Genomic DNA, 13,714 nt, shown 5'->3' with positions numbered 1-13,714 from the left:
TCAGCTCGCGGTGCGCTGTCCGCGCCGGGTCAGCCACAGCACCCCGGCCGCCCCGGCCAGCAGGACGGTCCCGCCGAGCGTGCCGAGCGCGAGGGCCGAGTCGACCGGGCCGGTCTTGGGGAGTTCGCCGCCCGACTGGGCGTTCTGCCCCGTACCGCCGTCGGAACCGCCGCCGCCCGAACCGCCGCCCGCCGCCGTGACGTCGAGTTCCAGCGAGGGCTTGGGGTTGTTCTTGGGTGTGCACGTCGTCGTCGTACCGAGCGCCTTGATCGTCAGCACTCCGGCGGTGAAGGTGACCTTGCCGCTCTTCTTCGGGGTGTACGTCCCCGTCAAGTCATTGATCTTGATAGGGGTGTTGGCCGGGATCGCCGCCTCGTTCGCGGGCCCGGAGACCGCGACCGAACCCTCCCCCGCGCCGCCCAGCTTGATCAGCGCGCTCGGCTTCATCGCGCCCTTGCCGAGCTCCACCGGGCTGGAGGACACGCCTTTCTGGAAGGACATCGTCAGCCGGTAGCCGCCGCCGCTCCTGACGCTCTTGATATCGATCGGCGAGACCGCGCCTTTTGGCCCGATCGGAGTCTGACACTGGTAGTCGACGTCCACGACACTGGCTTGGGCGGCAGGGGCGGCCATCAGCACCACCGAGCCCGCCACCGCTGCTGCCAGCGCGAGAGCTGTCCGCTTCTGGTACGACACCTCGAGTTCCCCTCAGGCCGGAAGTTACTGCCTGATGTCGCCGAAGTTACTGACGACACATCAGATCGGGCGCTCAAGGTACGCCTGGGACCTTGGGGAGGGAAGACAAAGAGCACGCCGTATTGACGTGCTCTACAAGAGATTCAAAACCTGCCGTGGACCGCTACGCGCGGCACTAGGACGGCGCGGCGAGCTCCGCCCAGACCGTCTTGCCCGACGCGCCGGGCACGCGGACAACTCCCCAGTCCAGACAGAGACGTTGGACGATGAACATCCCGTGTCCGCCGGGCCGTCCGGCCCGGTGCGGGGTGCGCGGGGCGGGCTGGCCGGTGCCCCGGTCGGTGACTTCCAGACGCAGCACTTTCCCGTCGCAGCCGACTTTCAGCTGCTCCGGGCCATCGGCGTGCAGGCAGGCGTTGGTGACCAGTTCGGACACGACCAGCAGCACATCCTCCGCCGCCGCCCGCCGGTCGGCGCTGGCGGCGGGCAGCCAGCCCCAGTCGTACAGCGCCTGGCGGGTGAAGTCGCGGGCCATCGGAACGATGCCGCTGGCGCTGCCCAGGGCAAGACTGCGCACCGCACCGCCGGGCGCACCGGAGGCAGGGGCGGCGCCGGCGCCGCTCGGCTCGGGGCCGAGGTCGCCCGGCGGCTGCTGCCGGGTGGTGCTCATCAGCGCTTCACCTCACCGATTCACCAATTTGCCATGACTTGAATACACAGAGTGCGGGGTCGTCAACGTTCTGCGGGGGTTCTCCTGCCCTGCCGAATCGTGACAACACCCACTACGCCGAAGCGCGCGCGTGACGCGGACAACAAAGGGGGCGACAGTCAGTCGGAGAGGGCCGCTTCGAGGGAGTCGTGCACGGTGAAGACCGCATCTGCTCCGGTGATCTCGAAGACCCTGGCCACTACGGGCAGCATCCCGGCCAGATGGACCCCTCCCCCGGCCGCCTCGGCCTTCAGTCGCGCGCCGAGCAGCACATTGAGCCCGATGGAGTCGCAGAACTCGAGCTCCGAACAGTCGATGACCAGCCGTACCCGGCCCTGCTCGAGCGCGTCGTCCAATGGCGCGCGCAGCAATTCGGCGGTGTGGTGATCCAGCTCACCCGCCGGTTTCACCACCTCGCTGTGGCCCTCGGTCCGAACCTCGACCTGAAGCCGACCCCGGTTCGCGCTGCCGACCGTCCCGCGGTCCATGCCCGTCCCTCTTCGCCGTGTCGTGCGCTGCATCGTTCGCCGCATCGCCGTCGTGTCATCGGAGTGTCGCTGCGTGCGTCGAGCGCCGTCGTCGGACGGTGTGGACGCCCGACGAAGAGTAGCCCTTCCATGCGCCGACGGGTAGCCGAACTCTCCACCATAACGGACATATAGAACATATGGCACTTGCAACTGCCCGCGCCGACCGGGTAGGCCTAGTAGGGACACAACCAACACGACCGGCTTTGGAGGCGCCGCTCACCGCAGCAGCCCGTATTGGCATCGGCGGCCATATGCCGAGAACGATGGAGGAGACCATGTCACCCCGGCTCGACGCATCGCGTACCCCCACCGCGCCGTCGACACACGCCCCCGCCCCCGAACCCGAGAACCTGGAAAGCCTGAACGGGCTGAACGGGCTCCCGCAGATCCCACCCTTCAACGAGGTGGGACCAGTGGACGCGCGTGCCCTGTCGAAGACGCTCTTCGGGCGCCTCGAATCCCTCGAGGAAGGCACGCACGAGTACGCCTACGTACGCAACACGCTCGTCGAACTCAACCTGGCACTGGTCAAGTTCGCCGCCTCCCGGTTCCGCTCCCGCAGCGAACCGATGGAGGACATCATCCAGGTCGGCACGATCGGCCTGATCAAGGCGATCGACCGCTTCGAACTCAGCCGCGGCGTCGAGTTCCCGACCTTCGCGATGCCGACCATCGTCGGCGAGATCAAGCGATTCTTCCGCGACACCAGTTGGTCGGTGCGGGTGCCGCGCCGCCTCCAGGAGCTGCGGCTCGACCTCGCGAAGGCGGGCGACGAACTCGCCCAGCAGCTCGACCGCGCGCCCACCGTCGGCGAACTGGCGCAGCAGCTCGGCATCAGCAACGACGAGGTCGTCGAGGGCATGGCGGCGAGCAACGCGTACACCGCGAGCTCGCTGGACGCCCAGCCCGAGGAGGACGACACCGAGGGCGCGCTCGCGGACCGCATCGGCTACGAGGACCACGGACTCGAGGGCATCGAGTACGTCGAGTCGCTGAAGCCGCTGATTGCAAGCCTTCCGCCACGGGACCGTAAAATCCTCTCCCTGCGTTTCGTCGCCAATATGACGCAGTCGGAGATCGGCGAGGAGCTCGGAATCTCGCAGATGCATGTGTCCCGGCTGCTGTCCCGCACCCTGGTCGGGCTCCGGAAGGGTCTGACGCTGGAGGAGTAACGGGGGACGCGCCGCACAGGCCACTGGAAGGGCCCATTCCGTCAAGGAATGGGCCCTTCCCCGTTATTGACGGGGCAGTCCTGATTGGTCCACATTGAGCCTGGGGTAGGTGGGGGGACGAACATGGCTCTTGGGGAGGGCTGCCCTGCGGCGTACGCACCACTGGAACAGCTGATGGGCCGCCGTCTGGGCAGGGAATGTCTGTATGTGCCGTCGTGCCGTATCGGGCTCTACGTGGCACTGCGCCACTGGTGCCCGCCCGGCGGGCGGGTGTTGATGTCGCCGGTCAACGACGACGTCATCTTCTTCGTGGTGCTCGCCGCCGGACTGCGCCCCGTACAGGCGCCGCTCAACGCCGAGGACGGGTCCATCGACACGGCCGCCGTCCCCGACTCCGTATGGCGCGGGCTGTCCGCCGTGATCACCACCAATCTGTACGGAAATCCCGATCCGGTCCCCGAACTGCGCGCCCGCTGCGACCGGTTGGGGATCCCGCTCATCGAGGACGCCGCGCACGCGATCGGCAGCGAGGTGGCGGGACGGCCGGTGGGGACCTTCGGTGATGCGTCCGTCTTCAGCCTTTCCAAGCACACCGGGGCCAAGACCGGCGGATTCCTCGCTGTCGCGGATCCGGCGCTGCGGCCGACACTGGAGCGGGCACGGGACGAACTCCTGGAACCGGCACGGCTGTCGGCGGAGATCGCGTACGGCCTGCGACCGTACGCCGAGGCCGGTGTGCGGGGACTGCGGCTCGTCCGGGCGGCCCGCGCCACCCAGCGGCTGCTCGGTCTCGAGGAGCGCGAGGACATCCGGATGGAACTGCGGCCCGGCGAGCTCAAGCAGGCGATGTACGCAGCTCCCGCGCTCGCGGACTTCCACTCCTGGATACGCGTGGACATGCACGACTACCGGCTCAGACCCGGCGGGCTGCGGCTGCGGCGTACGGAGCGGCTGCTGACCCGCCTCGACCGCCGGCTGGCCGCGCATCTCGCCGGCACCCGGCGGCTGTACGCCACCGAGTGGGCGCCGGCGCGGCCCGGACCGGTGCAGCCGCTGTTCCGGGTGCCGCTGCTGGTCGAGGACCGCGACGCGGCCATCGCCGCACTCGCACGCCACCGGATCACGGTCGGCTATCTCTACGACCCGCCGCTCGACACGTACGCCGGCGAGGTCTTCACCGACCCGTCGCCCGCACCGGCCCGGGCCGCCTGGTTCGCCCGGCACGCCCTGCCCGTCGATCCGCTCCGCGCGGACCAGGTGATATCCGTCCTCACGGAACTGCGCGCGCGGCCCGCCCGGCCGCCCGGAGCCGACGTGGCACCACCGTCCACGCAGGGCGAGCACGGTGTCTGACACCACCCGGCTGCGCAAGCCGTCCGATGCGGGGCCGTCGGCCGAGCCGTCCGCCCCCGACGTGTCCGAGGCGGACGGGTCCCGGGCGGACGGGTCCCAGGCAGACGGCTCGGCGGTGAGCGCGCCCCCCAGCGGCGACTCGATGTTCCGCAACGCCTACGCCCTGATGCTCTCCACCGGCGTCTCCGCCGCGCTGGGCCTCGGCTTCTGGCTGGTGGCCGCCCGCTACTACACCAAGGAGTCGGTCGGCGAGGGCTCGGCCGCCATCGCCGCGATGCGCCTGCTGGCCTCCATCACCGCGACGACCATGATCGGCGCAGTGGTGCGGTACGTGCCACGGGCCGGACGGGCCACCGGACCCCTGGTGTGGCGGGCGTACGCCGCCAGCTCGCTGGTGGTGTGCCTCGCCTCCGTGGCGTTCCTGTTCACGCTCGACCTCTGGGGGCCTTCGTACGCGCCTCTCGGCGGACTCACGGCGGGTGTGGTCTTCACCGCGTCCTGCGTCGCCTGGGCGCTGCTGACCCTCCAGGACGGGGTGCTGACCGGGCTGCGCAAGGCCGTGTGGGTGCCCGTCGGCAACGCCGTCTTCTCCATCGGCAAGCTGCTGCTGCTCGCCGTCTTCGCCACCGCCATGCCGGTCCTGGGCATCTTCGTCTCCTGGGCCGCGGCCATCGGCCTGTCCGTACTGCCGCTGGGCTGGCTGATCTTCCGCAGGCTCATCCCGCGGCAGGTCGCGGCCGACCGCGACCGCGAGCCGCCCAGCCTCCGCGAGATCAGGCGCTTCCTCGCCGGTGACTCGGTCGGTTCGCTGTTCTCGCTGGCGATGATCAATCTGCTGCCGGTGATGGTCGCGATCCACTTCGACGCTGCGCACAACGCGTACTTCTACATCGCGTACACCGTCGGCGGGACGATGGAATTCATGGCCATCAATATGGCCTCCTCGCTGACCGCCCACGCCTCGCACAACCCGGAGACGCTGGCCGCCGGGGTGCGGGGCGCGCTGCGCCGGATGTCCGTGCTGCTGGTGCCGGTCGTGCTGTTCCTCGTCGTACTCGCCCCGCAGATCCTCGCCCCGTTCGGCCACACCTACGCCGAGCACGGCACCACGGTGCTGCGGCTGCTGGCCGCGGCCGCGCTGCCGCGGGTCGCCGTCGAGCTGTACATCGGAGTGCTGCGCGTCCAGGGGCGTACGGGCGTGCTCGCCGCGCTGCAGGGCGCGATGTGCGCGCTGGTGCTGGGCAGCGCCGCGCTGCTGCTCGGCCCCGTCGGGATCCCTGGTGCCGGCCTGGCGATGCTGCTCTCGATGACGCTGATGGCCGCGGTGTCGGTGCCCGGGCTGCGCGCCGCGCTGTCGGGCCGCGAGCCGAAGCCCTCCCGGCTGGGCCGGCTGCTGCACCGGGGGCGCAAGAAGGAGATCGACTACGGCACGAACTGGGCCAGGAAGGCCGCCGAGCGGCGCGAGCGGGCCGACCGGGAGGAACAGGAGTTCGACTCCGACTGGGCGCGCCGGACCGCGTACCTGCGGGGCGGGCACGACACGGCGACGCCCGCACTCGGCATCCCGGTGTACGTCCCCGAGCCCGCGGACGAGCGGCCTTCCGCACCCGGCGGCGACGAGGTCCGGCTGACCAGCTGGCTGTGGCTGTGGCTCGGGCTGGCCGCCGGGCTCTTCTGGATCCCGCTCTCCCGCGCCGAGGACCTCGGCCGGAGCCGGCTGTCCGGCGGCGAGCTGCTCGACGCGCTGCCGCCGGTCACGCTCACCGCGGGCATCCTGCTCGTCGTCGTGTACTGCGCGGCCGTCGCGCTCCAGCGGCCGCGGCTCGCCCTGACCGGCGCGGCCCTGCTGGTGACGGTCGCCGCGCTGCACACCGCGCCGCTGCTGCTCGGTATCCGGCCGGAGCCGGCCGAGGGCTCGTGGGCCGAGGCGTTCGCGGGCTTCCTCGCCGAGGCGGCGGGCCTGGACAGCCCGGCCGGTGTCCTGAGCGTGCTGCCCGCCGCGCTCCAGGCGCTCTGCCTCGCGCTCGCAGCGGTGACGCTGCGCGCGACGGGCGCGGGCGAGCGGGTCACGGCGGGCGCGGTGTGGGTGCTGGCGGTGGCCGGGTGGGCGGCCCAGGACACGGTGGCGGCTGCCGCGCTGCCGGTGTTCGCCGGATTCGCCGGGCTGTACGCGGCCGCGGCGGCCGGTGCGACGGTACGCCGCCGCCGCACCGGCCGGCGCGCTGTCAGCGGCTCGGAACCGTCTGCTTGAAGTAGCGGTCGCCGCCCGCTTTCCGGTAACCCTCCAGCGCCGGGCCCTCGTTGACGGTGAGATCGCATTTCGCCTCGGCGGAGGTCGCCCGGTTCCACTGGACCATCGCCTTCACCTTCGGCATGGTCCTGATGGCCTCGGGAATGGCCGAGTACCAGCCGCGCTGCCGGTCCGGGTCCGCCGGGTCGGGCGCGGTGGCGAACTCCGCCATCATCAGCGGTTTCTTCGCGGAGATGTTCTCCAGCAGCCAGTCGTAGGTGGGCCGCTGGCTCTCGTCGAAGTCGTTCCAGTCGGTGGTGTCGTGGCAGCCGAAGTAGTTGTACTGGTCCATGCCGATCCAGTCGACGTAGTCGTCGCCCGGATAGAGCTGTTTCATGGCATCGGCGCTGCCCAGATAGCCGGAGACCGTCCACACCCAGACGGCGTTGTCGGCACCCAGCTTCCGGAACCGGTCGTACAGATGCCGGTAGGCGGCGACATACTCGGCCGGGGTGCCCGCGCCCTCCTTGATACGGGCGTCGACCTCCTGGTCGAAGGAGAAGAAGACCCGCTTGCCGTACGCCTTGAGGCGGCGGATCTGCGGGTCGATGATCTTGGCGTCGTACTTCCCGGCGGCGATGTTCTTCCAGCCGAGCTGGGTCTCCGTGTAGTTGGCGTGGTGCGGTTCCTTCCACACCGTGGACTCCCAGGCCAGCATCAGCAGGCGGTCCTTGCCGAGCTCCTGCTCGTCGGCGGTGAGCAGTTCACCGTCGGCCTTTCCGCCCGACATGTCGTGGTACGTGTAGACGAGATCGAGCTTGCGGCCGATCTTCTTCTCAAACGCGTACACCGGTTTCGTGAGGGAGCTGTTCCGGTCGTACGGGATGTACGCACCCCACCAGGCCCCGCACCCTGCGACCAGCTTCTCGTCCGGTGCGCAGGACCCGGTGGGCAGCCCGCCGGACGCCGCGTTGCGGGGCAGATCCCGGCCCGGCGAGCGGGCGTCGTCCCCGTTCCCCGCCGTACCGTCGAGGCCACCGGCCCAGACGCCGAGCCCGGCGACGAGCAGCGCCACCGCGACCAGGACGACGGCGGTGTACGCCCTCTTGTGAGGCCCCGCGTGGCGGCCGTTCATCAGCCACCGTCCGCGGGCCTGCGTTTGACCCGCTCGGCGGCGCCCTGCGTGGCGGCGGGCAGCGGCAGACCGGGCAGCGCGGCGACGACGGTCGCGAACGCGGCGAGCGCCACCAAGAAGGCGGTGGCCGAGAAGGCCTTGACCAGATAGAGCGAGGTGGCGGTGAGCACGCCCAGCGACAGGCTGATCGGCGCCGCCAGCGCGAACGCCTCCAGGCGGGCGCCGGATCGCAGCCCGCTGGGCTGCGGATAGAGCATGGCCAGGCCGGGCCCGAAGCAGACGAAGAGCAGCACCGGTATCCAGCGCAGCGGCGAACCGCCCGGCAGCAGGGTCGCGGCGAGAGCCACCCATCCGGAGACCGCCACGGCCGCTCTGAGCTGATTCTGATGGACCTTCATCGGGTGATCCCCCCGCTTCGGGAGCCCCGTGGGCCTCCTGGCCGGTATTCGAGTACGACGCCGTACGGCTGCTCCTCGACGACCTTGAACAGCGGTGACGCCGACAGGCGCGAGCGCAGTGCGGCGAAGCCGCCGGGCGGCAGCAGGCCTTCGCCCGCGGTGTAGATGTCCTGTGTACGGGTGAGGATGACGTACGCCTTGGTGCCGCGCGCGATCCCCCGGGCCAGATATCCCGCCGGGTCCTTCAGCATCTTCTCGTTCTCCGGCAGCTCCTGCTCGGCGAAGAACCAGTGCTCCAGCCGGTCGTAGCGGTGCAGTGCCTGCGGGAACGAGCCGGTGGTGGCGAGAATCAGCGTGCCCTGAGGGGCCCGGTCGATGGTCCGGGTGACCATCGCCGTCTCGGCGGGCGGCGTGTAGTACATCTTCTCTTTGCCGTAGTACGAGGGCATGAAGCCCGCGACCAGCGCTGTCAGCGCCAGCGGCAGTGCGACCGCGGCGATCCGGCGCCGGACCGTGCCGGCCCGGGTTTGTGGCCTGCGGGCCCCGACGACGGCCGGAACGAGTGCCGCGGCCGCGAAGAACGCCGCGCCCGGCAGCGCGAAGAGGTAGACGCGGAACAGCATTTCGCCGCCGTAGTCGTTGACGGCGAACATCGGTACGGGAGCGGCCGACACCAGCAGCAGCGGCAACGCGCTCCGGGTCAGCCGGCGTCGCGTCAGCACCGCGATCCCGGCAAGGGCGGCGACCGCAAGCACCATCACCACATTGGCGCGCCCGGCCAGCTCGGGCCCGGGCCCGGTGAGCTGACCGGCGTACCCGGCCCGGGAGTTCTGCATCAGCTCGCCGATCGAGTCGCGCAGGGTGCCCAGCGTCTCGACGAACAGCGGCCGCCCCATCGTCAGGTCCCAGATCAGCATCAGCAGCCCGGCGACGACGAGCAGCCCGTAGTTGCGGTAGCGGCGGGTGAGGGTGAGGCCGAGCAGCGAGACGCACAGCATGACCGGCGTGAGCTGGTGGGAGGCGTTGATCGCGGCGATGAGCGGGGCGAGGATGGCGATGCAGACGGCCCGCTGGCGCACCCCGGTGGGCGGCGGGACGGGGGCGGCCACCGGATCGAGACAGGTGCGGTCGCGCAGCCTGCCTGCCGAGCCCGGCCGTACGAAATGGCGCAGCACCACGGCCAGTACGGTCAGATGCAGCAGATACGCGAAGCCCTGCGGGGCCAGATAGTCCTGCCCGACCCAGTTGGCGGCCTGGAAGATCCAGACGGCGGTCCACACCAGCCGCCAGTCCTCGGTGAAGGTGCGGTAGATCAGGACCAGTACCGGCATCACCAGCAGCCCGAGCACGATCGGCGCCCAGTTGAGGTAGGCGGCCGCGCTCTCCACGCCGAAGGTCCGCACCAGGGCGGCGTTGAGGGAGAAGAAGCCGGGCCACTGGTCGTACGCCGACATGTTGCCGGACAGGGCGGCGTTCGGCCGCAGTTCGCCGTTGAGCAGCAGCTGGTTGATGACCGCGTCGTGCTTGGAGGCCCAGGGGTAGCGCACCGAGTCGTACAGCACGGCCGGCGCCGCCTTGAGCGCGAAGAGCAGTCCGACGCAGTAGGCGGCGGGCCACCAGGGTGCCGTACCGGCACGGCGCAGGCTGAGCAGGAAGCCGCAGGTCAGAATCAGCAGCGCGAGATAGAAGGCGGCGGGCAGCCGGTCGAGGAGACCGTAGTCGCCCATGGAGCGGAATCCGATGCGCGGCAGCGCGTACAGCCAGAGGCCGATGCCGAGGAACAGCGGCAGCCAGCTGAACAGCAGGTCGGGCCGCAGCAGGTCGGGCGGTCTGCGGATGCGTGGGCGGGCGGTGTCGCCGGGTGGTTCCTGGCCGGTGGTCTCCAGGGCGGACGGCGGCGCGCTGCGCCCTGTGAGCGGTGCGGGCACGCGTTGGCGCACAGTGCGACTCCCCCCACGGAAGTGGTCGCGGCCGTCACGCCGCTGTCCCTTCAGCGAAGTATAGGAACAGATTTCGTGTTTGCGTGGCTCTCTTCTCCGGTTGTGTCACTGCCCCTGCTACCCGGCGAAGACCGGGCCCTTCACGACCGCGCGGGCCCGCCGGTAGAACCGCCACCCGACCGTCGGCAGCGAGTCGGGGAACGGCGCGACCGGCGCGCCGCGACCGTCCATCCACGCCTCGATGTCCGCGACGGTGTGGCTGCGGCGCAGGATGAGGCGGGCGATGCGGTACGTCTCGTCGGTGTCCGAGCTCAGTGCGTGCCGCACCGCGACCGCCGACGCGTAGCCCGCGCGGGCGACGGCCTTGCGCACGGCACGGCTGTTGTAGCCGTGCGGATAGGCGAGGTGCGTCACCTGATGGCCGAGGACGTCCTCCAGAACCGCCTTGGACTCGCGCAGTTCACGGTGGAGTGCCTTCGGCGGGAGGGTGTCCAGCTGGGGGTGGGTGACGGTGTGGGCGCCCACCTCCATTCCGTACTGCTCCAGCAGTGGCGCCTGGGAGAGGGTCATCATCGGTGCGGGCGGCAGCAGACTGCGCCGGCCCGGGGTGATGGCCCCGGTGGTGAGATACGCGGTGGCGGGCAGTGCGCGTGCGGCGAGCGCTTCGGCGGTGGGCCCCGGCAGATCGGCGAAGCCGTCGTCGAAGGTGAGGACGACGGGCCGGGAGACCACCGGGGCACGGCCCGCGAGCTGGTCCGCGAGTGCGCCGATGGTGACCGGGGTGCGGCCGCTGGCCACGATCGCGTCCAGCTGCGCGCCGAACTCCCGTGGTGTGACGGTGAATTCGGCGATCCAGTCGGGCGGCTCGTCCATCACTGCGTGGTAGAGCAGTACGGGGATCCGTGGCATCGTCGTACCAGCACCTCTCATTCTTCGTCTCACTCTTCGTCCCGCTGCGGCCGGCTGCCCCACGGGAGCGGTACGCCGCGCACGCGTCGGCGCGCCTTGGCATACCCGATCGGCCCGGCCAGCATCCCGCGCCGCTCGAGCCGGGAGAGATGGCGCGGCCACGGATAGTCCTGCGCCCCGTGCTCCCCGGGCACCGAGGCGCCGCCGGCGTCGCGGTGCGCGGTGATGGAGCGGGCGTGCGCGAGTCCGCGCGGCAGCTTTCTGAGCAGTGCGGGCAGCAGCGCGGGCCGGCGGACCAGGACGGCGGTGAGATACGCGGTGAGGCCTGCGCCGTAGCCGTACGCCTGGTTCTTCAGGTCCTGCCAGCTCTCGCGGTGGTGGTGCCAGACCAGCGCGTCGGGCGTGTAGCGCAGCCGGTGCCCGGCGGCGAGGACGCTGACGAACGCGTACAGGTCGTCGCCGCCCCTGGCCGGAGTGCCGGTGCCGGTGGCGGGATCGAAGCCGCCGATCTCGCGCAGCACCGTGGCCCGGAAGGCCATATTGGCGCCGGAGCCGAAACTGCCGGCGGTGAACGGGAAGAGCGGCTCGCCGGCGGGCGGGTGCGCCGGGTCGTACTGGCGCGGCGCGAAGCCCTTGGCGAAGCCGCCGTGGCTCTCGAGGAGGATCTGCGCGGGCGTGCGCAGCCGGGCGGGCAGGATCAGGCCGGTCGCACAGCCCAGGCCCGGATCGCGGGCGAAGGGCGCGGTCAGCGCGGTGAGCCAGTGCGGATCGGCGACGACGTCGTCGTCGGTGAAGGCGATGACCGCGCCGTCGGCGGCGGCGATCCCACGGTTGTGGGCGACGGCGAGCCCCGGTACGGGCTCGCGGACGTACCGGACGCGCTCACCGTATTTGTGCTCGACGAGGTCGCGGGTGGCACTGGTGACGGGCGCGTTGTCGACGACGACGATCTCGAAGTCCGGGTGGTCCTGGGCGAGCAGCGAGTCGAGCGCGCGGGCGAGCTGATCGGCGCGCTCGCGGGTTGCGACGACGACAGTTACCCGGTCTTGTGGCCCAGGTGGGCCGCTTTCCTCGTGGGCACCCGGGGCGGGAGGCGCATCGTGCGCGAGCTTGGCGCGGGCGGCCGCGGCTACGGCGTCGGCCGGGTCCCTGCCGGGTGGGACGGCGCAGACGACGGTGGCGACGGGGCGGCCGCGGAGCCGGACGAGGGCGTAGACATCACCGGCCCGTACGGGTGGACCACCGCCGGGCGCCGGTCCGAACCGCAGGACGGCGCCGTCGGGACCGTCCAGATCCAGCTCGGCGACCTGGATCTCGGCCAGTCCGTGTGGTTTGTTCGGTGTGCTCGGCATGCGAATCCCCCGCCTGCTCGGATGTTCCTGCTGTTCAGTTGCCCCGCAACCGGCCGACCTGGTTCAGCGCCTGCTGCGCGTACCCGGCGAGCCGCGGCCTGCTGCGTACAAAGCTGTGCACGCGACGCGAGGGCTCGCGGCTCAGCCAGTACAGGGCCGCCCCCGCCCCCGGCCGGACGGAGGAGCCCTCGTGGACCCGCAGCTCACCGGTCCTCAGCGCGTCCTTGTACTCCGCGGCCCCGCGCCCCAGGTCGAGCATTCCGATGCCCTCGTCGGCGGCGGACTCGGCCATCCGCAGATGCAGAATCAGACCCGGCGAGTACTTGGCGAACTCGACGTCGTACGCCGGGAACCAGCAGGACAGCACGGTGCGCGAGCGCAGCCCGAAGTGCGCGGCGACGGGCCGGTCGGCGACGTACAGCACGGACAGCACTCCGGAGCAGCCGGAGGTGCGTGTCTCGTGCAGCAGGTGGACCAGCGTGTTGATCCACTCCTGAGCGAAGCGGTCCCGGCGGCCGGTCCTGCGGTACTGCGCGGATTTCCACTCCATCAGCGCACGCAGCGCGGCCGGGTCGCGCTCGTCGAAGACGAACCGCACCTGGCCCGCCTGCCGCCCCAGCCGGCGTTCCTTGGCCAGGGTGGTCTTGAGGAACTTGGGCGACTGCGCGCGCAGGACCTCCTCGTACGCCGCGTATCCCGCGCCGATGTCGATCACGGGAGAGGCGAACTCCTCGGCGGCATCGGGCACGAACATCTCCTGGTCCGCTTCGAGGTTGTCGAACTCCCACGCCGACAGCCCGCAGGCGCGCAGCAACTCACGGGGCGCGACGGTGAGGCCGGCGCGGAGCACGGCGCCCTGGCAGTCGGAGACCCCCAGACCGATCGCGCGTCCGTGGCCCAGTGGCCCTCGTTCGTACGGGAAGAAGCCGACGGGCTCCCCGTCCTCCCACAGCACCGCCACCCTGGCCGCGGGCCGCACGCGGCCGACGGTGAGGGTGAACTCCGGCTCCATGAACGGATTGGCGGGTGCGCCGGTCTTGGCACGCAGCTCCCGCCAGGCCTCGATCTCTCCCTCGCCCAGCTCGTCCGGTTTCACGACACGAATGCGTACACCGTTCAACTCGACCCCCCGGTCCCTCCCCATGAGCTTTTCCCCAGGACAGGACGCTACCGGCCCATATCCCGACAGGGTAGGGACCGTCGCACTTCTTGTGACCGTTTCGTGAAGGACTCAGAATGGAGGGATACGCGAGGTGTTCGAGTGCCGGAATCAACTCTTCGCCATCGTGG

The 13,714-nt window shown here is 70.9% G+C and carries 12 protein-coding genes; 3 read left to right on the top strand and 9 right to left on the bottom strand.

Translation table 11 applies throughout. The features are described from left to right. The 3 genes from ACFYXH_RS11100 to ACFYXH_RS11090 all read right to left on the bottom strand — a co-directional run bounded on the left by ACFYXH_RS11100 (position 1) and on the right by ACFYXH_RS11090 (position 1,893). Positions 1-696 (bottom strand): LPXTG cell wall anchor domain-containing protein, encoded by a 696-nt coding sequence (locus ACFYXH_RS11100; RefSeq protein ID WP_389561778.1) that lies wholly within the window; start codon positions 694-696, stop codon positions 1-3. 175 nt (positions 697-871) lie between these two features. Then, the gene (locus ACFYXH_RS11095) at positions 872-1,366 is read right to left on the bottom strand and encodes an ATP-binding protein (RefSeq protein ID WP_389561777.1); all 495 of its coding nucleotides are present in this window, start codon (positions 1,364-1,366) and stop codon (positions 872-874) included. 158 nt (positions 1,367-1,524) lie between these two features. Continuing rightward, the gene (locus tag ACFYXH_RS11090; protein WP_389561776.1) at positions 1,525-1,893 is read right to left on the bottom strand and encodes an STAS domain-containing protein; all 369 of its coding nucleotides are present in this window, start codon (positions 1,891-1,893) and stop codon (positions 1,525-1,527) included. A gap of 305 nt (positions 1,894-2,198) precedes the next feature. Between ACFYXH_RS11090 and ACFYXH_RS11085 the strand changes: the two genes are divergently transcribed. From ACFYXH_RS11085 to ACFYXH_RS11075, 3 genes are all read left to right on the top strand, one after another. Further along, positions 2,199-3,107 (top strand): RNA polymerase sigma factor SigF, encoded by a 909-nt coding sequence (locus ACFYXH_RS11085; protein ID WP_389561775.1) that lies wholly within the window; start codon positions 2,199-2,201, stop codon positions 3,105-3,107. Positions 3,108-3,281: 174 nt separating this feature from the next. After that, positions 3,282-4,460: a DegT/DnrJ/EryC1/StrS family aminotransferase gene (locus tag ACFYXH_RS11080; RefSeq protein ID WP_389561839.1), complete on the top strand. Its 1,179-nt coding sequence runs from the start codon at positions 3,282-3,284 to the stop codon at positions 4,458-4,460. Continuing rightward, positions 4,453-6,711, top strand: coding sequence for a lipopolysaccharide biosynthesis protein (locus tag ACFYXH_RS11075; RefSeq protein WP_389561774.1), 2,259 nt, complete (start codon positions 4,453-4,455; stop codon positions 6,709-6,711). The genes ACFYXH_RS11080 and ACFYXH_RS11075 overlap by 8 nt, the downstream gene beginning before the upstream one ends. Here ACFYXH_RS11075 and ACFYXH_RS11070 read toward each other — a convergent pair. The 6 genes from ACFYXH_RS11070 to ACFYXH_RS11045 all read right to left on the bottom strand — a co-directional run bounded on the left by ACFYXH_RS11070 (position 6,686) and on the right by ACFYXH_RS11045 (position 13,568). Further along, positions 6,686-7,825: a glycoside hydrolase family 26 protein gene (locus ACFYXH_RS11070; RefSeq protein WP_389561773.1), complete on the bottom strand. Its 1,140-nt coding sequence runs from the start codon at positions 7,823-7,825 to the stop codon at positions 6,686-6,688. The genes ACFYXH_RS11075 and ACFYXH_RS11070 overlap by 26 nt on opposite strands. Further along, positions 7,825-8,223 (bottom strand): hypothetical protein, encoded by a 399-nt coding sequence (locus ACFYXH_RS11065; RefSeq protein ID WP_327324008.1) that lies wholly within the window; start codon positions 8,221-8,223, stop codon positions 7,825-7,827. Before ACFYXH_RS11065 ends, ACFYXH_RS11070 begins: the two co-directional genes overlap by 1 nt. Further along, the gene (locus tag ACFYXH_RS11060) at positions 8,220-10,163 is read right to left on the bottom strand and encodes a hypothetical protein (protein WP_389561772.1); all 1,944 of its coding nucleotides are present in this window, start codon (positions 10,161-10,163) and stop codon (positions 8,220-8,222) included. The genes ACFYXH_RS11065 and ACFYXH_RS11060 overlap by 4 nt, the downstream gene beginning before the upstream one ends. A gap of 117 nt (positions 10,164-10,280) precedes the next feature. Further along, positions 10,281-11,072, bottom strand: coding sequence for a polysaccharide deacetylase family protein (locus ACFYXH_RS11055; RefSeq protein ID WP_389561771.1), 792 nt, complete (start codon positions 11,070-11,072; stop codon positions 10,281-10,283). A 29-nt stretch (positions 11,073-11,101) separates the two neighbouring features. Beyond that, on the bottom strand, positions 11,102-12,424 hold the full coding sequence (locus ACFYXH_RS11050; RefSeq protein ID WP_389561770.1) for a glycosyltransferase: 1,323 nt from the start codon (positions 12,422-12,424) through the stop codon (positions 11,102-11,104). Positions 12,425-12,458: 34 nt separating this feature from the next. After that, entirely contained in the window at positions 12,459-13,568 is a 1,110-nt protein-coding gene (locus ACFYXH_RS11045) for a GNAT family N-acetyltransferase (RefSeq protein WP_389561769.1), read from the bottom strand. Between the last annotated feature and the right edge of the window lie 146 nt (positions 13,569-13,714).

The organism is Streptomyces sp. NPDC002730 (assembly GCF_042888805.1).
Classification (GTDB): Bacteria; Actinomycetota; Actinomycetes; order Streptomycetales; family Streptomycetaceae; genus Streptomyces.
Note: the sequence above shows the minus strand (reverse complement) of the source record. Positions and strands in the feature narration are given on the sequence as shown.